The sequence below is a fragment of the Pseudomonas sp. zfem003 genome (assembly GCF_032621675.1).
Lineage (GTDB): Bacteria > Pseudomonadota > Gammaproteobacteria > Pseudomonadales > Pseudomonadaceae > Metapseudomonas > Metapseudomonas otitidis.
The window spans coordinates 258,188-281,442 of record NZ_JAVYJG010000002.1 but is presented as its reverse complement, the minus strand read 5'-3'; the positions used below and the strand labels follow the sequence as shown (position 1 = coordinate 281,442).

The window sequence follows — 23,255 nt, the reverse complement described above, 5'->3', positions numbered from 1 at the left end:
TCATGGCTGGGCCGCCAGAGCCGTGGTGGCCGGAATGCTCAGGGTCTGGCCAACCTTGATGGTGTCACTCTTCAAACCGTTGGCGTTGCGCAACGCCACCAGGCTGACCTGGTAGCGCTGGGCGATGAGCGCGAGGCTCTCGCCGGACGTGACGATGTGCTCACGCGGGCCGGCGGCGATCTTGCCCGCATCACGCAGGGAGGCAATGTAGGTTCCCGGCGGCGGGTTCTGCACGAAGAACTGCTTGATGCCGCTCTGGATGGAGCGCGCCAGCGCCTGCTGATGCCCTGCTGAGGCCAGCTTCTGGGATTCCTGGTGGTTGGAGATGAAACCTGTCTCCACCAGGATCGACGGGATGTCAGGGGACTTAAGCACCATGAAGCCCGCCTGCTCGACCCGGCGCTTGTGCAACGGCGTGACGCGCCCGATGTTGGTCAGCACCTTGTGCCCGACGTTCAGGCTGGAGGACAGCGTGGCCGTCATCGACAAGTCCAGCAGCACGCCAGCCAGCATGCGGTCCTTGTCATCCAGGCTGACGCTGCCCACACCGCCGATGAGGTCGGAACGGTTTTCGTTGTCCGCCAGCCAGCGGGCTGTCTCGGACGTAGCGCCCCGGTCGGACAAGGCGAAGACCGAAGCACCAAACGCGCTGCGGCTCGGCGCCGCGTCGGCGTGGATCGAGACGAACAGGTCGGCGCCCTTCTTGCGGGCGATCTCGGTGCGCTTGCGCAGCGGAATGAAGTAATCGCCGGTACGCACCAGCTCGGCGCGGAAGCCCCGCTCCTGGTTGATCTGGCGCTGCAACTCCTTGGCGATGGCCAGCGTCACATCCTTCTCGTGCTGCCCCTTGGGCCCGAGGGCGCCCGGGTCCTCGCCGCCGTGACCGGCGTCGATGGCAACGATGATGTCGCGCTTGCCACCGGAAACCGGCGGCAGCTTGCCGGTGGACGGCTGAGTGGGGGAAACCGGCGGCTGCGGCGTGCTGGGCGCCGTCGCTACCTGCGGGGCGCTGGCCTCTTCGGCGGCAGAGGGCTGGTCGTACAGGTCGACCACCAGGCGATTGCCATATTGCTGGTTGGGCGCCAGGGTGAAGCTCTTGGGCGTGACGCCGGGCGCCACGTCGATCACCACCCGCAGGTCGGTCGGCGAGCGCTGGGCCGAGCGGACGCTCTTGATCGGCGTATTGGCGATGGACAGCTTGTCCAGCTGAGTGCCCAACTGGGCGCCATTGATGTCGATGACGATGCGATCCGGCGCGGTCAGCGTGAACACGCTGTGCTGCACCGGGCCGGACAGGTCGAAGACCAGGCGGGTGTTGTCGGGAGCACGCCAGAGCCGCACACTGCGGACCTCGGTGGCAGCCAGGATATTGGTGGCAAAGGCTGCCAGCAGCAGACCGATCCCGGCAAACAGTGCGCGCGAGCGCATACTCCACCCCATACTCGTCTTCATTCTCCCGTGGCCAAGGCGGCACACCAGGCTTCGCCGCGCGCGGTATGCGGCGAGAAATGCAGCGAGCGGCCGCCTGCATGGGCGCTAATGGTAATGTCAAGGTCCGCCTTTGGCAAAACGCCCTGACCCCGCTCGGGCCACTCGATCAGGCACAGCGCATCGCCCTCGAAATAGTCGCGGATACCGAGGAATTCCAGCTCCTCGGGGTCGACCAGGCGGTACAGGTCGAAGTGATAGACCGCGACCCCATCGATCTCATAGGGCTCCACCAGGGTGAAGGTCGGGCTCTTGACCGCACCGGCGTGCCCAAGTCCCCGCAGCAAGCCGCGCGAAAGGGTCGTCTTGCCCGCGCCCAGATCGCCATGAAGGTAGATCACCCCCCGCCCACCGCTGACATGCCCCAACCGGGCCCCAAGGGCGGTCATGGCGTCTTCTCCCTGGGCGAACAGCTTCAGCTCAGGCACGGCGAATACTCCTCGATCAACTGACGAATGGTAGGTATCAGGTCGCTGGCCGCCAGGCCGCGTCCTTTGAGCCCCTGGCGTTCCCCGGCCACGGCATGTAGCCAGGTGGCCAGGGCAGCGGCCTCGAAGGGTGACAGGTGCTGTGCCAGCAAGGCGCCAACCAGCCCCGCCAGCACATCCCCGAGCCCGGCGGTGGCCATGGCCGGATGCCCCCGATCACAGAGCACCAGGCGGCCATCGGGCGAGGCCACCAGGCTGCCAGCCCCCTTGAGTACCACCACGACCCCGTAACGCTGGGCCAACGCCAAGGCAGCGGCGGGTCGATCAGCCTGAACCTGCCCGACCTCCACACCCAGCAGGCGTGCCGCCTCGCCGGGATGGGGCGTGATCACGCAACCGGGCGGCAATTGAACAGCACCCGCAGCCAGCAGATTCAGTGCGTCGGCATCCCAGACCTGGGGCAGTGCAGCGGCCGACAAAACGCTCAGCAAGGCCCGCCCCCAGGGCCCCTGCCCGAGCCCCGGCCCCACCACCAGCACATCGGCACGTTCCACAAGCGGCCGCAGCGTACCCATCGACTCGACGGCCACGCTCATCACTTCAGGCACCCGCGCCAGGGCAGCGGCCAGGTGTTCGCCCCGGGTCGCCAGGGAGACCATCCCCGCCCCACTGCGCAAAGCACTCTCGGCACTCAGCAACGCTGCGCCGCCGGTACCACGCTCGCCGCCTACGACCAGCACCTGCCCGTAGCGCCCCTTGTGAGCCGTGCGCGGCCTCGGCAGCAGGGATGGGAGGCCACCGGGCGCCAGCCTGCGGGCCAGGACCGGATGAGCGGCGACCACTTCCGGATCCGCCTTGAGGTCATCGAAAACCAACGCCCCCACATGATCAGGAGCCTGGCCGGTAAACAGGCCGAGCTTGAGGCCGATGAACGTCACCGTCATCGTCGCGACAACCGCCACCCCAAGCACCTGGCCGGTGTCCGCACTGAGTCCCGAGGGAATATCAACGGCCAGCACCGGCAGGCCGCTGCCATTGATCTGGCGGATGGCTGCTTCATAGGGCGCGCGCACCGGTCCGGAGAGGCCGGTGCCGAGCAATGCATCCACCAGCACGCCGCGCAGGGGTTCCTCGGCGTGCCAGGCAATGATCGGAACACCTGCTGCCTGGGCCTCGTCCCGGGCCAGCGCCGCATCACCCGCCAGCGCTTGGGGCTCCCCAACCGCCAGGACGCGCACCTGCCAACCTGCGCGAGCCGCCAGGGCCGCCAGCAGGTAGCCATCCCCGGCGTTGTTGCCGCGACCGGCCAGCACCGTCACTTCGCCAGCCTCTGGCCAACGGCGACGCAGGGCCCGCCAGGCGGCATGGGCAGCCCGCTGCATCAGTTCGAAGCCGGGGGTACCCGCGGCGATCAGGCGGGCATCGAGTGCGCGCACCTGCTCGGCGGAATAAAGCGACAGCGGCAGATCATCGACAGGATCGGACATGCGATTCGGTAGTTCAGGCAGGGGTCTGGCAGAATTATACGCACCTCGCCACTGTTTCCCTCTCTCCCGATGCCCCTTTCCCCGCAGCAACTCGACGAACTGGCCGACGCCATCAAGACATGGGGGCGCGAGCTCGGCTTCCAGCAAGTGGGCATCAGCGATGTCGACCTCGGCGAGCACGAGGCGCACCTGCAACGCTGGCTGGAGGCAGGCCACCACGGCGAGATGGACTACATGGCCGCCCACGGCAGCAAACGCTCGCACCCGGACGAGCTGGTGCCCGGCACCCTGCGGGTGGTGTCGTTGCGCATGGACTACCTGCCCGGCGACACGCGCATGGCCCAGGTGCTGGCCGAGCCCGAAAAGGCCTACGTCTCCCGCTATGCCCTGGGCCGGGACTACCACAAGCTGATCCGCAAGCGCCTGCAGCAACTGGCCGACCGCATCCAGGCGGCCATCGGCCCCTTCGGTCATCGCGCCTTCGTCGACAGCGCCCCCGTGCTGGAGAAAGCCATCGCCGAGCAGGCAGGCCTCGGCTGGATCGGCAAGAACACCCTGGTGCTCAACCGCAAGGCCGGCAGCTACTTCTTTCTCGGCGAACTGTTCGTCGACCTGCCGCTGCCCGTGGACGCGCCCCACGGCAGCGAGCATTGCGGTCGCTGCACGGCCTGCATGGACATCTGCCCCACCGCCGCCTTCGTCGCGCCCTACCAGTTGGACGCGCGCCGCTGCATCTCCTACCTGACCATCGAGCTGAAAGGCCCGATCCCGGAAGCGTTGCGCCCGCTGATCGGCAACCGCGTGTTCGGCTGCGACGACTGCCAGATCGTCTGCCCCTGGAACCGCTTCGCCCGCCCCAGCGACCAGGGCGACTTCCAGCCGCGGCACAACCTGGACAACACCGAACTGGCCAGCCTGTTCGCCTGGACGGAAGAGGAGTTCCTCAGCCGTACGGAAGGCTCCCCGCTACGCCGGGCCGGCTACGAGCGCTGGCTGCGCAACCTGGCCGTGGGCCTGGGCAATGCCCCGAGCACCGTACCGGTCCTGGAGGCGCTGCGCGCCCGGCGGGATCACCCGTCCGAGCTGGTGCGCGAGCACGTGAGGTGGGCCCTCGCCCGCCACGGTGCGAGCGAGGCCTGAGGGATCACAGCTTGATGAAGTGATCGCGGTAGTGACGCAGCTCCGCGATGGAGTCGCGGATATCGTCCAGGGCCAGGTGGCTGCTGCTCTTCTTCACCCCATCGCGAACGTGAGGCGCCCAGCGCGCGGCCAGCTCCTTGAGGGTGGAGACATCGAGGTTGCGGTAGTGGAAGTAGGCCTCCAGGCTCGGCATCTGCCGATAGAGGAAGCGGCGATCCTGGCAGATGCTGTTGCCGCAGATCGGCGACTTGCCCTTGGGCACCCAGTGTTCGAGGAAGGCCAGGGTCTGCGCCTCCGCCTCGGCGGTGCTGATGCGGCTCTCGCGAACCCGCTGGGTGAGGCCGCTCTGGCCGTGCTGGCGGGTGTTCCACTCGTCCATGCCGGCCAGGATCTCGTCGCTCTGGTGAATGGCCAGCACCGGCCCCTCGGCCAGCACATTGAGGTGGCTGTCGGTGACGATGGTGGCCATTTCGATGATGACGTCGTTGTCCGGATCCAGCCCGGTCATTTCCAGGTCGATCCAGATGAGGTTCTGAGGGTTCTGCATGTCGGAAATGCTCTCTAGGGACAGAGCGCAATTCTAGCGGATTACGCACGCCCCATCGGCCAGAAAAGCAGCGCCGTCTGGCGCCCGACCATCACGGGCAGGGAATGCCGCGGCGCCACGCCCGGCACCTCGAAGGTGTTGCTGACCAGCCAGCTGCCGCTGCGCATCTCCCCAAGGGCCTTCTCCCACAGGCGCGGCATGGGCTCTGGCGAGAGAAAGCAGTAGGCCAGGTCAAATGTCGCCAGGTCGATGCGCCACAGGCTCTGGTAGTGCACGCTGCAATTGCGCAGCGGCAGGCAGCGCAGCCAGGCGAGCAGGAACAGCAGCGGCGCGGTCTCCACGCCGACGAAGTGTCGCTCCGGGAAGCGCCGCGCCAAACGTACCAGCAGGCCGCCGGTGCCACAGCCTAGGTCGACGAAGCGCAGTGCCTGTGGCTGCCCATCCAGCCAGTCGCCCAACAGCTGAACAGCCCGGTCGCCACTGAGGTAGAGCGGCACGCGCTCGAACACGCTGTTCCAGTTCACCAGCGCTACCAGAACGAAACCCAGCAGGAACAGCCAGGGCGGCAGCGCCAGGTACTGGACCAGCAACAGCGCCGGCAGGAACGCCAGATTGATCCACACCCACCAGCGGGACAGCCCGAGCCTTTGGCCAATGCCCGCCGCCAAGCCGCCTTCCAGCAGCGCCAGCGCCCATAAAGGCAGGCGCTGCCCCAACAGCCAGGCGAGCGCATACACCAGCAGCGCCAGCAGCACGACCGCCGCCCCGTGTGCCAGGAGCGCACGCCCCAACGGCCGACCGAACAGGCCCAACCCCGACTTCATCCACCTCTCCCAACCGTGTTCAGCAGCCGCCCATGCTAGACTCGCCGCGCCCAACCCGCACGAAACTCTACCGACCCGGAAGCCCATGGCCAAACGCCACCTCAGCCGCCGTCAAAGCTGGCGCATCGAAAAAATCCAGGAAGAACGCGCCGCCCGCGCTGCCAAGCGCGAATCGCGCCTGGTCGATGAATTGGAAGGCGGCGACCTCGGCCCCGAGCAGACCGGATTGGTCATCGCCCACTTCGGCGTCCAGGTAGAAGTCGAAGCCTTGGAAGGCGAGCTCGCCGGCCAGGTCGTCCGCTGCCACCTGCGCGCCAACCTGCCCGCCCTGGTAACCGGCGACCGCGTGGTCTGGCGCCCCGGCAACCAGGGCAGCGGCGTGATCGTCGCGCAACTGCCGCGCACCAGCGAGCTGTGCCGTCCGGACATGCGTGGCCTGCTCAAGCCGGTGGCGGCAAACGTCGACCTGATCGTCATCGTCTTCGCGCCGCTGCCCACGCCCCACGCCAACCTGATCGACCGCTACCTGGTGGCTGCCGAGCACGCCGGCATCCAGCCGCTGCTGCTGCTGAACAAGTGTGACCTGGTGGATGACCAGAACGGCGCGATGCTCGACAGCCTGCTGGAGGCCTATCGGCAACTGGGCTACGCGTTGCTGGAGGTCTCGGCCCATGGCGGAGGCGGCATGGATGACCTGCGTGCGCGCCTGGATGGCCACACCAGCGTCTTCGTCGGCCAGTCCGGCGTGGGTAAATCGTCCCTGGTGAACAGCCTGCTGCCCGGCGTGGATACCCGCGTCGGCGCGCTGTCGGAACTCACCGGCAAGGGCACCCACACCACCACCACCGCCCGGCTGTTCCACTTCCCCGGGGGCGGCAACCTCATCGACTCCCCCGGCATCCGCGAGTTCGGCCTCGGCCACGTCAGCCGTGATGACGTGGAAGCCGGCTTCATCGAATTCCGCGACCTGCTCGGCCATTGCCGCTTCCGCGACTGCAAGCACGACCGCGAGCCGGGCTGCGCCCTGCTCCAGGCACTGGAGGAAGGCCGCATCCATCCACAGCGGATGGGCAGCTACCGGCACATCATCGCCAGCCTCCCCGAGCCGGAGTACTGATGCAGAAAGGCCACGCAACGCGTGGCCTTTCTCGTTCAAGCAGCGAGCCCGGTCAGGGCTGCTTCTGCGAATCCATCTTCAGCACCCCATCCTCGAAGATGTTCAGCTTCTGCTGCAGCTCCTTGGGCTGCATGGGCTCCGTCCCTGAAGCCGGCTGCCCACCGGCGGGTGCAGCAGCGCCGGGCGCTGATGCCGGAGCATTGGCGGGCGCGCCCTCTTTGCTTTGCTGGGGTTCGCCCTCGATATCGCGCTGTGCACGCTTGGTCAGGACGATGATGTCGATGCGACGGTTCACCGGGTTGAGCGGGTCCTTGCGGTCGAACAGGGCCGACGAGGCATAACCCACCACACGCGCCACCTGCTCATCCGGGTAACCGCCCGCAACCAGGGTGCGCCGCGCCGCATTGGCACGGTTGGCGGACAGCTCCCAGTTGCCGAACTCGCCATTGCCGGCGAACGGCTTGGCGTCGGTGTGGCCGCTGACGCTGATCTTGTTCGGCACGGCCTTGATGGTCTCGGCCAGGATCAACAGGATGTCCTCGAAGTACGGCTGCAGCCGCGCACTGCCCAGGTCGAACATCGGCCGGTTGGCAGCGTCCATGATCTGGATGCGCAGGCCGTCCTGAGTGATCTCGAAGAGGATCTGGTCCTTGAACTTGCGCAGTTCGGGGTTCTCCTCGACCTTGTTCTGCAGCTCCTGCAGCAGCATCTCGAGGCGCTCGCGCTCAACCTGCTCGGCCAGGTTCTCGGCCTGGGTCGGGTCGACCTGGCGGGTCTGGATCTGCTCGTTGCTGGAGGAGTCGACGGACTGTTCCTGGGCGTCGGGGGCGTCCTTCAGCTCGGGGTTCAGGGTGCGGTCGGGTGCGGGAGTCGGGGTACCGCCCAAATCGATGACGTAGGGGCTGGCGCTCTCAGTGAAGCCGATCGGGTCCTGGAAGTAGCCGGAGATCGCCTTCTTCTGTTCAGGCGTGGCTGACGACATCAGCCAGAGCACCAGGAAGAACGCCATCATCGCCGTGGCGAAGTCGGCGAAGGCGATCTTCCAGGCGCCCCCATGGTGGCCGGCCGCGCTCTTCTTGACGCGTTTGACGATGATCGGCTGATTGTTGTCCATGCTCGGTCTTCAATCAGCTGCCGCGGACGGCCTGTTCGAGCTCGCTGAAGCTCGGGCGGTGCGCCGGGAACAGGACCTTGCGCCCGAATTCGACGGCCAGGGACGGCGGCATCCCCGACGCGGAAGCCACCAGGGTGGCCTTGATCGCCTCATACAGGTTCAGTTCTTCCTTCGCGTCGTGCTCAAGGCTGACCGCCAGCGGGCCGAAGAAACCGTACGCCGCGAGAATACCGAGGAAGGTCCCCACAAGGGCCGCCGCCACGTGCTTACCGAGTTCTGCCTGGGCAACCTGCCCCAACAACGCCATGGTCACCACGATGCCGAGCACCGCCGCCACGATGCCGAAGCCCGGCAGACCGTCGGCAACCCGGTTGACGGCATGGGCCGGGTGCTCCAGCTCTTCCTTCAGGCTGTTCAGCTCCATGTCGAACAGGCCTTCCAGTTCGTGGGGGGCCATGTTCCCGGAAGACATGATGCGCAGGTAGTCGCTGATGTAGGCCACCATCCCCGCATCCTTGAGGATGGCCGGGTACTTGCTGAAGATCGGGCTCGCGTTGGGGTCCTCGATGTCGGCCTCGATGGCCATCATCCCTTCACGGCGGCTCTTGTTGAGGATTTCGTAGAGCAGGCGCAGCACTTCGAGGTAGAACGCATGGGTGAAGCGCGAGCTGAACATCTTCAGCGACTTCTTCAGCACGTGCATGAAGGTGCTGCCGGGGTTGGCCTGGAGGAACGCCCCCAGCGCCGCACCGCCGATGATCAACACCTCGAAGGGCTGGATCAACGCGGCGATCTGGCCGTGTGAAAGAACGTAGCCACCGAGCACGGCGGCGAAGACGACGATGATGCCGATTATCTTTGCCATAGAGAGAAGGGAGTTTCCGGGTGAAAACAGGGCCGCGAATACAGCCCTTCTAATTATCGGAACTTATGCGCCAGACTATAGCCAGTTAAGGCGAAAAGCCAGTTCGGCACAAACCTCATGAAGACCTCAAAGCCCGTCCCCACAAGCCTCGAAGGCTGGATCAAGCAGCTCGACAGTGTTCGCCTGCCGATCCCTGCCGCCAGCCACGAGCGGGTGCGTCGGGCCCTGGGGGACAGCCGCCGTTCGTTGCGCGACATCGCCGACATGATCCAGGACAGCCCCGCCCTTGCCCTCAGCCTGATGCGCGAGGCGAACCGCACGGCGACAGCACTGGGCGGCCCGGCGGAAAGCCTCGAGGTAGCCCTGACCCGCCTTGGCCTGAAGCGCTCCGAAGAGTTGCTCAACCGCCTGCCCGCCGTTGCCGAACACGACATTCCCCTGCCCCTCCGTCAGATCCTGTTGATCAGCCAGCACGCATCCCAGCAGGCCAACGGCCTGTTCGCCGCCCGACTGGCCAGGCTGTGGCAGGAGATCCACTGGAACAGCCTGCTCTTCCTCTCGCCGCTCTGGCCGCTGCTGGCGCTCTATCCCGAGCTGTTCAGCGCCTGGGAAAAGCGCGTACTGGTGCGCGGCGAGCCCGCCCGCAAGGTCGAGCGCGACCTGCTCGGGGTTCCCGTCCTGCGCCTGTGCCAGGCCCTTGCAGAGCATTGGCGACTGCCGGAGTGGATCACTGAAGGCTACCGCCTGCTGAATACCCAGCAGCGCATGCTGGTCAAGGCGCTGCACATTGCGCGCGACAACGAGCATCCGCTGCACCAGCAGCAATTACTGGATGCCGATACCGACCTGCGCCGCTGGCTGACCCAGCCCGCCAACACCGTGCTGCTGGCCAACGGCCTGGCCATCTCGGCCCACAACTCCTGGACCTGCGACCACAGCCTGCGCTGGCAGCGACTGACAGGGCTCTACATGCAATTGCCCCTGGCAGACGTGCAGCAGCTCGTCCACCAGCAGGCCGTGGAAAGCGCCCGCCACCACGCCACGCCCGAGCTCTGGCATCCGGCGCAAGGCCTCATCTGGCCGTGGGGCACCAGCCGCTGGCCGGCCGACGCGGCCAAACCGGCACCGCCGCCCCCGGCCGCCCTGCAGGAATGGCGCACCCTCTGCACCCAGCTGCTGCAAGAGCCGAGTACCTTCGCCAATATCGTCCAGCTCACCGCCTGTGCCCGCGATGCGCTTGCCGCCTGCGGCATGCGCCGCAGCCTGCTCCTGCTGGTGGACAAGACCCAGACGCGCCTGATGGTCCAGCAGAGCGGCGGCCTGCCCAAGGAGGCAGCCGGCCTGCAGCTGGACCCGGCCCAGAGCCAGGTCCTCAAGCGCCTGCTTGCCCAGCCGGGTCAGCTGCGCCTGAGCCCGGAGAACGCGGCGCAGTACTCCGCCTTCATCCCCGGCAACCTCAAGGCCCTGTTCCCGGCCGATCACCTGTTGCTGCGCTCCGTGGCGGCCAATGGCCGGGTGGTGCTGCTGGTGGTCGCCGACCAGGGCGGCCAGCCGTTCTCCGACATCGGGTTGCAGGCCTTCGGAAAGACCATGCAATGCATCGAGCGCGCCCTGCTTGGCTTTGCCAGTCGCGGGCGCTGACCTTTCCGCTACAATCTCCCGCTTTCCGCCCTTACCGGAGCCCGTCATGCCTGCCTTTGCCGGCCTGCCATTGGTCATCGAGCCCGCCGACCTGGCCGCACGCCTGGATGCCCCTGAGCTGATCCTGGTGGACCTCACCAGCGCCGCTCGCTATGCCGAGGGCCACATCCCCGGCGCCCGCTTCGTCGACCCCAAGCGCACCCAGTTGGGCCAGCCACCTGCCCCCGGCCTGCTGCCGGCCAAGGCTGACCTCGAGGCACTGTTCGGTGAACTGGGCCATCGTCCCGACGCGGTCTACGTGGTCTATGACGACGAAGGCGGCGGCTGGGCCGGGCGCTTCATCTGGTTGCTGGATGTGATCGGCCACCCGCATTACCACTACGTCGATGGTGGCCTGCATGCCTGGCTCGGCGACGGCCACGCCACATCCAGCGATACCCCCACACCCGCCGGCGGCCCGCTGCCCCTGGTGCTTCACGACGCCCCGACCGCCACCCGCGAGTACCTGCAGAGCCGCCTCGGCGCAGCCGACCTGGCGATCTGGGATGCCCGCAACCCCGCCGAGTACGCCGGCACCAAGGTGCTGGCTGCCAAGGGCGGACACATCCCCGGCGCGGTCAATTTCGAATGGACCGCCGGCATGGACCCGTCGCGCGCGCTGCGTATTCGCCGCGACATGCCTGAAATCCTCAACCGGCTGGGCATCACCCCCGACAAGGAAGTGATCACCCACTGCCAGACCCACCACCGCTCCGGCTTCACCTACCTGGTGGCCAAGGCGCTCGGCTACCCCCGCGTGAAGGGCTACGCCGGCTCCTGGTCGGAGTGGGGCAACCACCCAGACACGCCCGTCGAGGCCTGAGGCCCCGGAACCCAAGGAAAGACCATGAAAGAACGCCTGTTCATCATCAGCCAGTACCTGCTCCCCCATCACCTGCTCTCGCGCCTGGCCGGGTGCGTGGCCGAATGCCGCATCCGCTGGTTCAAGAACGCCTTCACCGCCTGGTTCGCCCGCCGCTACCAGGTGAACATGAACGAAGCGCTGGTCGAGGACCTCACCGCCTACGAGCATTTCAACGCCTTCTTCACCCGCGCACTCAAGGACGGCGCCCGCCCGCTGGATAGCACCCCCGGCGCCATCCTCTGCCCCGCCGACGGCGCGGTCAGCCAGCTCGGCCCGATTGAGCACGGCCGCATCTTCCAGGCCAAGGGCCACAGCTTCAGCGTGCTGGAGCTGCTGGGCGGCGATGCCGAACGCGCTGCGCCCTTCATGGGCGGTGACTTCGCCACCATCTACCTGTCGCCCCGCGACTACCACCGCGTGCACGCCCCGCTGGCCGGCACCCTCCGCGAAATGGTCTACGTGCCGGGGCGCCTGTTCTCCGTGAACCAGAGCACCGCCGAGAACGTGCCGGAGCTGTTCGCCCGCAACGAGCGCGTGGTCTGCCTGTTCGACACCGAGCGCGGGCCGATGGCCGTGGTACTGGTGGGTGCGATGATCGTCGCCTCCATCGAAACCGTCTGGGCCGGCCTGGTGACACCGCCCAAGCGTGAACTCAAGACCTTCCGCTACGACGAAGCCGCACGGGCACCGATCAGCCTGGAAAAAGGCGCCGAACTGGGTCGCTTCAAGCTCGGCTCCACCGCCATCGTGCTCTTCGGGCCCGAGCAGATCCGCTGGGCCGAAGGCCTGGCCGCCGGTAGCGCGGTGAGCATGGGCCAGCTCCTGGCACTGCCGAAGGAAGCCTGACCGCCAGGCCCTGGGACGTTGAACGCGCGGCCACCCGGCCTGGTCCAACGTCCCATAAGCCCGCTCGACACGCCTGTCCGCGCGATACCGCCACCGGCCTCTCGTTAGGCTGCGGCGACCCGATGATGCTGCTAGAGTGCGAGAGACCGTTCCCACACGCCTGGCCCGTTGCTGTTGGAGTACCCGAGTTACATGGACAAGCAGAGTCCCCACCTGTTATTGCGTGTTCCGACTCCGAGCAAGCAGAGCCTGTCCCTCTGTGAAGCCACGCCCCGCGATATCAAGCGCTGGATCTCCCTGCTGCCCAAGGCCAACATCGGCGAGACTGCTCGTCAGCTCTACCAGGCGCTGGTGGAGCTGAACCAGCTCATCACCCCCAGCGACAACCGCCTGCACCTGCTGGAACTGATCCGCCCCGAGGTGTACTTCGTCTGCCAGCACCTCGAACGCCACTTCCTCAACCAGGCCATCGTCCTCGACGAACGTCCGCGCAAGGTGGCCAACCTGTGCCAGGCCCTGCAGAACCACCTGGCCATCGGCTACAAGCAGATCGTCGTACAGGAAGCCCAGCGCCAGGCCCGTGACGGCCAGCAACTGCTGACCATCGCCCTGCAGCGCGCCATGCACAGCCTCAACTCCGCCCTGATCCGCGCCAGCCAGCTGTACTGCCCGGTGCCGGAAGGCCTGTGGCTGGAACTGCACCAGCTCTACCAACTGGCCAGCAGCCGGCAGGTTCACCGCGTCGTCGTGCGCGACGGCCTGGCCCGCCACACCGAAGGCCTGAGCGTCGAACAGACCTACCTGGTCGCCCTGCTGCTGGGCTGCGCCCGCTGCAACCAGATGCGCCAGAACAACATCGCAAAGCTCGCCGAAGTGCTGGAGCCCTGGAGCGCACTGGTGCGCCTGCAAGGCGCCGAACTGGCCTCCAGCCTGTTCGCCGTCGCGCCGCAGGTCGACGGTCCGCCCCGCTACAAATCGCTGTTCCAGGCCAGTGAAATGGCAGGCCTGCTGGGCATCGACCCGCTGCCGCTGGTGGATGCGATCAAGCACTACCTGACCCTCGCTACCGAAGACCGCGCCCAAGCGCGCCTGCTGGTACCGGAAGGCATCAGCGTCGACCTCCTGCAGCACCTCAGTTCCGCCTGGGGCGACATCTCCGAGCGCACCTTCCAGCGCACGCCTGGGCGCGGCGCGCTGACCCTCTGCATCGGCATGAGCGCCCTGCACTTCTTCCTCTCCGGCAAGCAGCCGTTCGGCGCGATCCTGAAGATCAAGGAAGCCGGCCAAGCGGTCTTCAAGCCGATCAACAAGGACGAAGGCGACGTCTGGAACACCGCCTTCGACGCCCAGCCGCAGAACTGGGACGAAGGCCTGCCCTACGAGGAAATCCAGTACAGCAAGCCGGTCACACCCGGCGATACCAGCACCCAGCCAGAACCCACGGCCAGCGGCGAGAACTACCCGACCTTCGAACTGACCATCGTCAACCACAGCCCCGGCGGCTACTGCCTCAGCTGGCCCAAGGAGGTCCCCAGCCAGCTCCAGGCCGGCGAACTGCTCGGCGTGCAGGACGCCCCCAGCCAGGGCTGGAGCGTTGCCGTGGTGCGCTGGATCCGCCAGGTACGCGGCGGCGGCACCCAGATGGGCATCGAGCTGATCGCTCCCCACGCCCAGCCGTGCGGCCTGCAGCTGCTGCGCAAGGCCGACCAGCACAGCCAGTACCTGCGGGCACTGCTGCTCCCCGAGATCTCGGCCATCTCCCGCCCGGCGACCCTGATCACGCCGCGCCTGCCGTTCCAGGAAGGCAACAAGGTGCAGATCAACATCCACGGCGACGAACGCCGTGCCGTCCTCACCAGCCGACAGACCTCGACCGGCAGCTTCAGCCAGTTCGAATACCGTCCGTTCGAGCAGCCGACGGAGCAGCACGGGAAGCCTGTCACAGCTTCGGGAGAGCGCGGATCGGGTGGGGACGAAGACTTTGACTCGCTCTGGAAGTCGCTGTAGATTCCCCAGCCACTCCCATTTGTCGCCATTTAGCGCCCGTTCGGCGCGGTCTAAGCACACGCCATGGCAATCGAGAAGAAAACCATCCGTCTGCTGATCCTGGAAGACTCGCAGAACGAAGCCGAGCGCCTGGTCAGCCTTTTCCGTAACGCCGGACGCGCCACCCGTGTCCATCGCCTGGTGTCCAGCGAAGACCTCGCCGAAGCCCTCCAGCAGACCTGGGACCTGCTCATCGCAGCCCCCGAGAGCGAGAACCTCTCCCCCGGCGAAGCCCTCGGTGCGATCCGCCGCCAGTCCAAGGACATCCCCTTCATCCAGCTGGTGCAGGACAACGACCCGGACCTCGTCACCGAAGCCCTGGCCCTCGGCGCCCAGGATGCGGTGCCCCAGGGCGAGGACGAGCGCCTGGTGCTGGTGGCCAATCGCGAACTGGCGAACCTTGAGGAACGTCGTGCCCGCCGCGCCGCCGAGGTGAGCCTGCGCGAAGCCGAGAAGCGCTGCCAGCTGCTGCTGGACAGCTCCGTGGACGCCATCACCTACGTCCACGACGGCATGCACATCTATGCCAACCGCGCCTACGTCGAGATGTTCGGCTATGAAGATGCCGACGAACTCGAAGGCATGCCGATGATCGACCTGATCACCGGCGACGACCAGGCCGCGTTCAAGGACTTCCTCAAGAACTACCGAGACGGCGAAGGCCACAGCGAGCTCACCTGCTCCGGCTGCAAGGTCGACGGCCAGGCGTTCCAGGCCCGCATGAGCTTCTCCCCCGCCACCTACGATGGCGAACCCTGCATTCAGGTGGTGATCCGCGCTGAAGTCGCCAGCGCCGAACTGGAAGAGAAGCTGCGCGAGATCAGCAGCCAGGACCTGGTCACCGGCCTGTTCAACCGCAACCACTTCACCGAGCTGATGGATGCCGCCGCCGAGCGCGCCGTCAACGCCGGGCAGCCCGCGAGCCTCGCCTACATCCGTGTCGACCGCTACTCCGCCCTGCAGGCGGACATCGGCATCGGCGGCAGCGACCTGGTGCTGACCGACCTGGCCAACCTGCTGCGCACCCACTTCCCGGCCGACGCCCAGCTCGCCCGCTTCAGCGACGACGTCTTCAGCGTGCTGCAGCCCGGCCTCAGCCCGGAGCAAGCTCGCGATGGCCTCCAGGCCTTGCGCAAGAAGGTGGAAGGCCACCTGTTCGACGTCAGCGGCCGCACTGCCCAGCTGACCCTGTCCATCGGCGTCGCCGGCCTCAACGAGACCACGCCGCGTGCGGAAGAAGTCATCGACCGCGCCCACCGGTGTGCCGACGAAATCACCGACGGCAACGACGTGCGCCTGTACGACCCCGCCAGCGAACTGGCCGCTGCCGCCAGCCGCGGCAACCTGGTGGCCATGGTCCAGCAAGCGCTGGAAACCAACAGCTTCCGCCTGCTGTTCCAGCCCATCATCAGCCTGCGTGGCGACAGCCACGAGCACTACGAAGTGCTGCTGCGCCTGCTCAGCCCCCAGGGCGAGGAAGTGCCGCCGGCCGAGTTCCTCGGCGCCGCGCGGGAAGCCGGCCTGGCCGAGAAGATCGACCGCTGGGTGATCCTCAACTCGGTCAAGCTGCTGTCCGAGCACCGCGCCAAGGGTCACAGCACCCGCCTGTTCGTGCACCTGTCCGGCTCCAGCCTGCAGGACCAGACCCTGCTGCCCTGGCTGAGCGTCGCCCTCAAGGCCGCACGCCTGCCTTCCGACGCATTGATCTTCCAGTTCAGCGAGCCCGACGCCATCGCCTACCTGAAGCAGGCCAAGGCCCTGACCCAGGGCCTGGCAGAGCTGCACTGCAAGGTGGCGCTGAGCCAGTTCGGCTGCGCGTTGAACCCCTTCAACACCCTCAAGCACCTGAACATCGACTTCGTGAAGGTCGACGGCTCCTTCACCCAGGACCTGGGCAAGGCCGAGAACCAGGAAGCGCTGAAGACCCTGCTGGCCAGCCTGCACGCCCAGGCCAAGCTGACCATCGTTCCCTTCGTCGAGAGCGCCAGCGTGCTGGCCACCCTCTGGCAGGCTGGGGTCAACTACATCCAGGGCTACTACCTGCAGGGCCCCAGCCAGTCGATGGATTACGACTTCTCCTCCGGAGACGAATAAGCCTTCAGCCACACACGAAAAAGCCGCCCTCGGGCGGCTTTTTCATGCCTGGATAGCGAGGCTCAGTCCTGGCCGTCGCGGTCGCGGAACCCCAGCAGGTAGAGGATGCCGTCCAGCCCCAGGGTGGAGATGGCCTGCTTGGCCGACTGCTTGACCAGCGGCTTGGCACGGAAGGCCACGCCCAGGCCGGCCAGGCCCAGCATCGGCAGGTCGTTGGCGCCGTCGCCCACGGCGATGGTCTGCTCCAGGCGCAACCCCTCGCGCTCGGCCAGCTCGCGCAACAGGTCGGCCTTGCGCTGGGCGTCGACGATGGGCTCCACCGCCACGCCGGTCAGCTTGCCGTCGACGATCTGCAGCTCGTTGGCGAACACGTAGTCGATGCCCAGCTTGGCCTGCAGCTGCTTGGCGAAATAGGTGAAGCCCCCGGAGAGGATCGCGGTCTTGTAGCCCAGGCGCTTGAGCTCGGCGAACAGCGTCTCGGCCCCCTCGGTCAGGCGCAGGGAGGCACCGATTTCCTGCAGCACGTCTTCGGAAAGCCCCTTGAGCAGCCCCAGGCGCTCCTTGAAGCTGGCGCGGAAATCCAGCTCGCCACGCATCGCACGCTCGGTGATCTCGGCCACCTGATCACCCACCCCGGCCGCCTTGGCCAGTTCGTCGATGACCTCCGCCTCGATCAGCGTCGAGTCCATGTCGAACACCGCCAGGCGGCGGTTGCGGCGGAACACCGAATCGCGCTGGAAGGCGATGTCGACGTTCAGCTCCTGGGCCACGCTGAGGAACTCGGCCCGTAGCGCTGCCGGGTCGGCCGGCTCACCGCGCACGGAAAACTCGATACAGCCCTTGCCCTGGCTGTCGGGCATGTCCAGCGGCATGCGCCCGGACAGGCGGTCGATGTGGTCGATGTTCAGGCCGTACTTCGCGGTGATGGCGCTGACACGCTGCAGCTGTTCGGCGGTGACCTTGCGGGTCAGCAGGGTGACGATGTGGCGGGCCTTGCCCTGGCCGCCGACCCAGGTCTGGTAGTCGGCTTCCGACACCGGCGTGAAGCGCACCTGCTGGTCCAGCTTGTAGGCGGTGAACAGCACGTCCTTCAGCACCGACGAGGCCTGCTCGGTCCCGGGGATCTCCACCAGGATGCCGAACGACAGGGTGTCGTGGATGACGGCCTGGCCGATGTCGAGGATGTTGACGCCGCCCTGCGCCAGGACGCCGGTGATCGCCGCGGTCAGACCGGGCCGATCCTCACCGGTGATGTTGATCAGGACTATTTCGCGCAAGGCGCACCTCCTGCAGTGGAAAAGGCGCACATTCTACCCACTTTCCCGGCCCGGCGAGCATGCCGGCCGCTTTGCCCTGCGGGGGGCGCTCGCTATACTGCGCCCCAATTCCGTCCGAGAAGAGCCGAGCTCTGTGAACCGGCCCACGTCCGTCAAACCCGACAACTTCTTCCTGCTGATCTTCAACGCCCTGCGCCAGCGCCGTGTGCCGATCGCCTTGCGCATCGCCAGCCACAGCCTGCTCCTGGTTGCCCTGGCGCTGGTGATCTACGCCTGGGTGATGGGCATGCAGTTCCGCCAGGCCATGCAGCAGCAGGCCGACGCCCTCGGCCAGAGCCTCACCGCGCAGACTGCCGCGTCCGCCACCGAGCTGCTGGTGTCCAACGACATCCTCAGCCTCAACGTCCTGCTCAACAACCTGGTGAAGAACCCGCTGGTGGCCCACGCCGCCATCTACAGCGTGGACAACCGCATCCTCGCCGAGGCCGGCTCGCGGCCCAAGCAGGGCCTGCTGGGCGAAACCACCGGGCTGTATTCCACCCCCATCACCTTCCAGGAAGTCATCGCCGGGCACCTGCGCCTGAGCCTGGACATGCAGCAGTTCCAGCAGCCGATGACCATCAGCCTGCAGAGCATGGGCCTGTTGAGCCTCATCCTGCTGGCCCTGACGCTGTCCCTCAGCCTGCGCCTGGGTCGCCACCTGTCCACGCCGCTGCTGCAACTGCGGGTATGGCTGCGTGACCCGGACGACCCCGCCCCCGGTGCCGGCCGCCAGGATGAGCTGGGCGACCTCGCTCGCCAGTTGCAGGCCCGCCTGGTGCCGGAGAAGCCCGAGCCGGAGCCCGAGCCCGAACCGGACTACCCGGAACTCGAAGATGAAGACCTCCAGCCCGAGCCGGGCCTGGAAGACGAAGAAGACGGCTTCGAGGTCCGCGACCTGCGCGACACCCGCTACGACGTCGAGGACGAGCTGCCCAGTCGCCTGTTCACCCCGGACGATGACGACCCCTTCGCCGAGCTGCGCCCGGTGGAGGAGCCGCCCCGTGCGCCGGCCGTCGAGCCCCCAGCACCGGTGCAACCCAGCGTGCCCCAGCGCAGCGCCGTGCTCGCCGTGCAACTGGGCGCCCAGGACCAGCTGCGCCGCCTGCCGCGCTCGCGCCTGCTGGACCTGCTGCAACGCTACCGCGACTGCCTCGACCAGGCCGCCACCCTCTACCAGGGCGAGCTGCACACCCTCAACGACGGCAGCAGCCTGATGCTGTTCCACAGCCTCGACAGCGGCGAGGACCACCTCACCCATGCGCTGTGCTGCGGCGAGCTGCTGCGTGCCCTGGGCCACGCACTGCAGATCGAGGTGGCCGACAGCGGCATCACCCTCCAGTTGCAGCTGGGCCTGACCCTCGGCGACAGCCTGGCCGGCATGAGCCAAGGCGACCTGCTGCTGGACGACGTGACCCAGGCCGCCCTCGCCCTCAGCCAGCACAGCCGCAACCTGCTGCTGGTGGACCGCGCCATCGCCGACGACCCGCTGGTGCGCCAGCGAGCGCGTGTGCGCGCCATCGCCAGCCCCGAAGGCGCCTGCTGCGTCGAGCGCCTGCTGGAACCCTACCCCTCGCTGCTGGAACGCCAGCTGGCCCGCATGCACGAAGCCCGGCACTGAGCCGGGCGCCACGGAACGGCAACATGACCACACTGATCACTCATCCCCTGCCGGTGCTTGCCGTGGGCATCGCCCTGGGCAGCCGGGTCATTCCCCCGCGCCTGCTGCTGGCCGGCCTGATTGCCGCCTGCCTGCCGGACGCCGACGTGCTCGCCTTCAAGCTGGGCATCGCCTATGCCGATGCCTTCGGCCACCGGGGATTCAGCCATTCGCTGCTGTTCGCCGCGCTCTGCGCCGCACTGGCCGCCCCGCTCTATCGCCCACTGCGCTGCGGCCCCCTGAAGGCGGGCCTGTTCGTCGGCCTGGCGGCCCTCAGCCACAGCGCCCTGGACGCACTCACCAACGGCGGTCTGGGTGTCGCCTGGTTCTGGCCATGGAGCCAGGAGCGCTACTTCCTGCCCTGGCGCCCCATCGAGGTCTCGCCCTTCATCAAGGGCTTCTTCAGCGCCCGCGGCCTGGCCGTGCTGGCCTCGGAAGCCCGCTGGGTCTGGCTGCCCTGCCTGGCTGTCGCGCTGTCCGGCTTCACCCTGCGCCACCTGCTGCTGCGCTCGCCGCAACGCGACCACGCCTGAACGCCGGGCTGAAATGAAAAACGCCGCGCTCCCTGGGGATGCGCGGCGTTTTCACAGGTGGACGGCACACCGCTAGAAGCGGAACACCTCCACATCGGTACGCACCGGAGCCGCCATCGGGATCTTCGGTTGCGCCGGCTCCCGGCTGTTGCGCGCGGGCGCGGGACTGGGCTTGCGCGTCTCCCCGGCAGCGGGCGCGGAGGCCTGGCCCTCCAGGGGTTTCACGGCACCCGCGAGTTGCTCGGCCAGTTGCTGCAGCAGCTGGCTCTGGGCGCGAACCTGATCGCCCGCCGAACCATCATGGGGCTGCTCCAGGCGCACAAGGCGGCTGTCACGCAATTGGCCGGCCTTGTCCAGCACCCGCCACTGGGCTTCCAGCACCGCCGGGCGCTGGGGGCCGGAGTCCAGGCGGTTGATGCTCAGCAGCACCTGGGCATCCGGGGTGAAACCCGGGTTGGCAGGGGCCAGCACCAGGCGCTGGCTGTCCAGGCGCCAGGCCAGTTGGCGCAGCAGGAGCTGGTCGATGTCACCGGCCAGGCTGCCGGCCCAGCGCCCCTCGGTGGAGGCGGTCAGGCTGCCGTCGGGCTGGCGTTGCAGGAGGGTTTCGCGCTGCAGGTAGTCCGCCACGGACACCGGGCCCAGCAGCACGGCCATGCCGGCAGCCTGGGAGGGCAGTTCGGAGTTGCCGGTCTCCAGCTGGTAGAGCGGTGCGGGTGGGGTGTGGACGCAACCCGCCAGCCCCAGGAGGCTGGTCAGCAGCGCCAGGAGTGGAAGTCGTACGACGTTCATCTGTCTGCTCTTCCGGGCCACACACGGCGGCCCTGTTCGAATTCATCTCGGGGCGCCCGCCATGGCGGGGCCGTCAGGGGGCACTATCATCCGCCAATGCGGCGGACGACTCCAGCCTCGCGCGTCGAATGGCAGGCGCCAAGGCGCCGCCGGGCGGTCAGCCCGGCAGCTCCACCTGCAGTGCATCGACCCGCTGGAAGCCACGGGGCAGCTTGTTGCCACGCCGTCCGCGCTCGCCCTTGTAGTGCTCCAGGTCGTCAGCCTTGAGCGACAGCGTGCGCTTGCCGGCCTGCAACACCAGGGTGGCGCCGGCGGGCAGCACGGCCAGGTCGGCCAGGTATTCCTCGCGGCTGGCAACGCGCTCGCCGGGGATGCCGATGATCTTGTTGCCCTTGCCCTTGGCCAGCTGCGGCAGGTCCGCAACCTTGAACAGCAACAGGCGCCCTTCGGTGGTCACAGCGGCGAGGCAGTCCTCCTCCAGGCTGCCGAGAGGACGCGGCGCCATCACTCGCGAACCCTCCGGCAGGCTGACCAGCGCCTTGCCGGCCTTGTTCTTGGCCTGCAGGTCGGCGCCCTTGACCACGAAGCCGTAGCCCGCGTCCGAGGCGATCACGTAGAGCGCGTCGTCGTCCGGCAGCAGCACGCATTCGAAGGTGGCCCCCGGCGGCGGCGTCAGGCGGCCGGTGAGCGGCTCGCCCTGGCCACGGGCGGACGGCAGCGAATGCGCCGCCAGAGAGTAGCTGCGGCCGGTGGAGTCGATGAACACCGCGAACTGGTTGGAGCGGCCCGGCGCAGAGGCCTTGAAGCCGTCGCCCGCCTTGTAGGAAAGCCCGGTGGCGTCGATGTCGTGGCCCTTGGCGCAGCGCACCCAGCCCTTCTCCGAGAGCACCACGGTGACCGGCTCGGTGGGCATCAGCTCGGTTTCCGACAGGGCGCGGGCCTCGGCGCGGGCGACGATCGGCGAGCGGCGCGCATCGCCGTAGGTCTCGGCATCCTTGATCAGCTCCTCGCGCACCAGCTTCTTCAGCTTGGCGTCGCTGCCCAGCAGGGCCAGCAGCTTCTTCTGTTCCTTCAGCAGCTCGTCCTGCTCGCCACGGATCTTCATCTCTTCCAGGCGGGCCAGTTGGCGCAGGCGGGTGTCGAGGATGTAGTCGGCCTGGGCTTCGCTGAGCTGGAAGCGCTCCATCAGCACCGGCTTGGGCTGGTCCTCGGTGCGGATGATGTGGATCACCTCGTCGAGGTTGAGGAAGGCGATCAGCAAGCCATCCAACAGGTGCAGGCGCTTCTCCACCTTGTCCAGGCGGAACTGCAGGCGGCGGCGCACGGTGCCGACGCGGTAGGTCAGCCACTCGGTGAGCAGGGTGCGCAGGTCCTTGACCTGGGGACGCCCGTCGAGGCCGATCACGTTCATGTTGACCCGGTAGCTGGACTCCAGGTCGGTGGTGGCGAACAGGTGCTGCATCAGCTCGTCGGCGTCCACGCGGTTGGAGCGCGGGATGATGACGATGCGGGTGGGGTTTTCGTGGTCCGACTCGTCGCGCAGGTCGGCCACCATGGGCAGCTTCTTGGCCTGCATCTGGGCGGCGATCTGCTCCAGCACCTTGGCGCCGGAGACCTGGTGGGGCAGCGCGGTGACGACGATGTCACCGTCCTCGACGCGGTACACGGCGCGCATGCGCACCGAACCACGGCCCGTTTCGTAAATCTTCAGCAGGTCGGCACGCGGGGTGATGACCTCCGCCTCGGTGGGGAAGTCCGGGCCGAGCACGTGTTCGCAGAGCTGCTCGACCGTGGCCGAGGGCTCGTCCAGCAGGTGCACGCAGGCACTGGCCACTTCCCGCAGGTTGTGCGGCGGCACGTCGGTGGCCATGCCCACGGCGATGCCGGTGGTGCCGTTGAGCAGCAGGTTGGGCAGGCGCGCCGGCAGGGTCAGGGGCTCCTGCATGGTGCCGTCGAAGTTGGGGCCCCAGTCCACGGTGCCCTGGCCCAGTTCGGAGAGCAGCACCTCGGCATAGCGGGACAGCCGCGCTTCGGTGTAGCGCATAGCGGCGAAGGACTTGGGATCGTCCGGCGCACCCCAGTTGCCCTGGCCGTCTACCAGCGTGTAGCGGTAGCTGAAGGGCTGGGCCATCAGCACCATGGCCTCGTAGCAGGCGGAGTCGCCGTGGGGGTGGTACTTGCCGAGCACATCGCCCACGGTACGGGCGGACTTCTTGTGCTTGGAGTCGGCATCCAGGCCCAGCTCGCTCATGGCGTAGATGATGCGCCGCTGCACGGGCTTCAGGCCGTCGCCGATGTGCGGCAGGGCGCGGTCCATGATCACGTACATGGAGTAGTTCAGGTAGGCCTGCTCGGTGAACTCGGCCAGGGAACGGCGTTCCACGCCTTCCAGGGAGAGATCGAGGGTTTCGCTCAT

General features: G+C 67.5%; 19 protein-coding genes. 9 read left to right on the top strand and 10 right to left on the bottom strand.

Annotated elements, in window-relative coordinates; all coding sequences use genetic code 11:
- The 3 genes from RTK35_RS04705 to RTK35_RS04695 are packed head-to-tail and all read right to left on the bottom strand — an operon-like array spanning position 1 to position 3,403.
- Positions 1–1,440 (bottom strand): N-acetylmuramoyl-L-alanine amidase, encoded by a 1,440-nt coding sequence (locus RTK35_RS04705; protein ID WP_182851126.1) that lies wholly within the window; start codon positions 1,438–1,440, stop codon positions 1–3.
- Positions 1,441–1,448: 8 nt separating this feature from the next.
- Positions 1,449–1,877, bottom strand: coding sequence for a tRNA (adenosine(37)-N6)-threonylcarbamoyltransferase complex ATPase subunit type 1 TsaE (tsaE, locus tag RTK35_RS04700; RefSeq protein WP_243899028.1), 429 nt, complete (start codon positions 1,875–1,877; stop codon positions 1,449–1,451).
- Between the two features lie 26 nt (positions 1,878–1,903).
- Positions 1,904–3,403, bottom strand: coding sequence for an NAD(P)H-hydrate dehydratase (locus tag RTK35_RS04695; protein WP_316907505.1), 1,500 nt, complete (start codon positions 3,401–3,403; stop codon positions 1,904–1,906).
- A 69-nt stretch (positions 3,404–3,472) separates the two neighbouring features.
- Here RTK35_RS04695 and queG point away from each other — a divergent pair, with 69 nt between their 5' ends.
- Positions 3,473–4,543 carry a tRNA epoxyqueuosine(34) reductase QueG gene (queG, locus tag RTK35_RS04690; RefSeq protein ID WP_044401139.1) on the top strand — a complete coding sequence of 357 codons (1,071 nt, stop codon included), beginning with the start codon at positions 3,473–3,475 and terminating at the stop codon, positions 4,541–4,543.
- A gap of 4 nt (positions 4,544–4,547) precedes the next feature.
- On the opposite strand, the gene orn is transcribed toward queG, so the two are convergent.
- A complete protein-coding gene (gene orn / locus RTK35_RS04685) occupies positions 4,548–5,090 on the bottom strand; it encodes an oligoribonuclease (RefSeq protein WP_044401136.1) in 543 nt (180 codons plus the stop codon).
- Between the two features lie 41 nt (positions 5,091–5,131).
- Positions 5,132–5,914 carry a class I SAM-dependent methyltransferase gene (locus RTK35_RS04680; protein WP_172434788.1) on the bottom strand — a complete coding sequence of 261 codons (783 nt, stop codon included), beginning with the start codon at positions 5,912–5,914 and terminating at the stop codon, positions 5,132–5,134.
- Positions 5,915–5,999: 85 nt separating this feature from the next.
- Between RTK35_RS04680 and rsgA the strand changes: the two genes are divergently transcribed.
- Complete coding sequence (rsgA, locus tag RTK35_RS04675) at positions 6,000–7,031, top strand: small ribosomal subunit biogenesis GTPase RsgA (RefSeq protein ID WP_044401129.1); 1,032 nt, start codon at positions 6,000–6,002, stop codon at positions 7,029–7,031.
- Between the two features lie 52 nt (positions 7,032–7,083).
- Here the strand turns inward: rsgA and motB are convergent, their stop codons facing one another.
- Together motB and motA are read right to left on the bottom strand one after the other, a co-directional pair.
- Positions 7,084–8,145: a flagellar motor protein MotB gene (gene motB, locus RTK35_RS04670; RefSeq protein ID WP_142013928.1), complete on the bottom strand. Its 1,062-nt coding sequence runs from the start codon at positions 8,143–8,145 to the stop codon at positions 7,084–7,086.
- A 13-nt stretch (positions 8,146–8,158) separates the two neighbouring features.
- Entirely contained in the window at positions 8,159–9,010 is an 852-nt protein-coding gene (motA, locus tag RTK35_RS04665; RefSeq protein WP_301151593.1) for a flagellar motor stator protein MotA, read from the bottom strand.
- Positions 9,011–9,127: 117 nt separating this feature from the next.
- Between motA and RTK35_RS04660 the strand changes: the two genes are divergently transcribed.
- The 5 genes from RTK35_RS04660 (at position 9,128) to RTK35_RS04640 (ending at position 16,541) form a co-directional block, all read left to right on the top strand.
- Complete coding sequence (locus RTK35_RS04660) at positions 9,128–10,651, top strand: HDOD domain-containing protein (protein ID WP_316907504.1); 1,524 nt, start codon at positions 9,128–9,130, stop codon at positions 10,649–10,651.
- A 46-nt stretch (positions 10,652–10,697) separates the two neighbouring features.
- The gene (gene rhdA, locus RTK35_RS04655; RefSeq protein ID WP_316907503.1) at positions 10,698–11,513 is read left to right on the top strand and encodes a thiosulfate sulfurtransferase; all 816 of its coding nucleotides are present in this window, start codon (positions 10,698–10,700) and stop codon (positions 11,511–11,513) included.
- Between the two features lie 24 nt (positions 11,514–11,537).
- Complete coding sequence (gene asd / locus RTK35_RS04650) at positions 11,538–12,401, top strand: archaetidylserine decarboxylase (protein ID WP_074970556.1); 864 nt, start codon at positions 11,538–11,540, stop codon at positions 12,399–12,401.
- Between the two features lie 192 nt (positions 12,402–12,593).
- The gene (locus RTK35_RS04645; protein ID WP_044401111.1) at positions 12,594–14,408 is read left to right on the top strand and encodes a hypothetical protein; all 1,815 of its coding nucleotides are present in this window, start codon (positions 12,594–12,596) and stop codon (positions 14,406–14,408) included.
- A gap of 63 nt (positions 14,409–14,471) precedes the next feature.
- Positions 14,472–16,541, top strand: a complete 2,070-nt coding sequence (locus RTK35_RS04640; RefSeq protein ID WP_279861692.1) for an EAL domain-containing protein — start codon at positions 14,472–14,474, stop codon at positions 16,539–16,541.
- A 62-nt stretch (positions 16,542–16,603) separates the two neighbouring features.
- Here the strand turns inward: RTK35_RS04640 and serB are convergent, their stop codons facing one another.
- Positions 16,604–17,818, bottom strand: coding sequence for a phosphoserine phosphatase SerB (gene serB / locus RTK35_RS04635; RefSeq protein ID WP_160480401.1), 1,215 nt, complete (start codon positions 17,816–17,818; stop codon positions 16,604–16,606).
- Between the two features lie 133 nt (positions 17,819–17,951).
- On the opposite strand from serB, the gene RTK35_RS04630 reads away from it, so the two are divergent.
- Together RTK35_RS04630 and RTK35_RS04625 are read left to right on the top strand one after the other, a co-directional pair.
- Complete coding sequence (locus RTK35_RS04630) at positions 17,952–19,478, top strand: AhpA/YtjB family protein (protein WP_236213401.1); 1,527 nt, start codon at positions 17,952–17,954, stop codon at positions 19,476–19,478.
- A 23-nt stretch (positions 19,479–19,501) separates the two neighbouring features.
- Positions 19,502–20,050 (top strand): metal-dependent hydrolase, encoded by a 549-nt coding sequence (locus RTK35_RS04625; RefSeq protein WP_316907502.1) that lies wholly within the window; start codon positions 19,502–19,504, stop codon positions 20,048–20,050.
- Between the two features lie 72 nt (positions 20,051–20,122).
- On the opposite strand, the gene RTK35_RS04620 is transcribed toward RTK35_RS04625, so the two are convergent.
- Together RTK35_RS04620 and parC are read right to left on the bottom strand one after the other, a co-directional pair.
- On the bottom strand, positions 20,123–20,839 hold the full coding sequence (locus RTK35_RS04620; RefSeq protein WP_044401095.1) for a membrane integrity-associated transporter subunit PqiC: 717 nt from the start codon (positions 20,837–20,839) through the stop codon (positions 20,123–20,125).
- A gap of 157 nt (positions 20,840–20,996) precedes the next feature.
- Complete coding sequence (gene parC / locus RTK35_RS04615) at positions 20,997–23,255, bottom strand: DNA topoisomerase IV subunit A (protein WP_074970568.1); 2,259 nt, start codon at positions 23,253–23,255, stop codon at positions 20,997–20,999.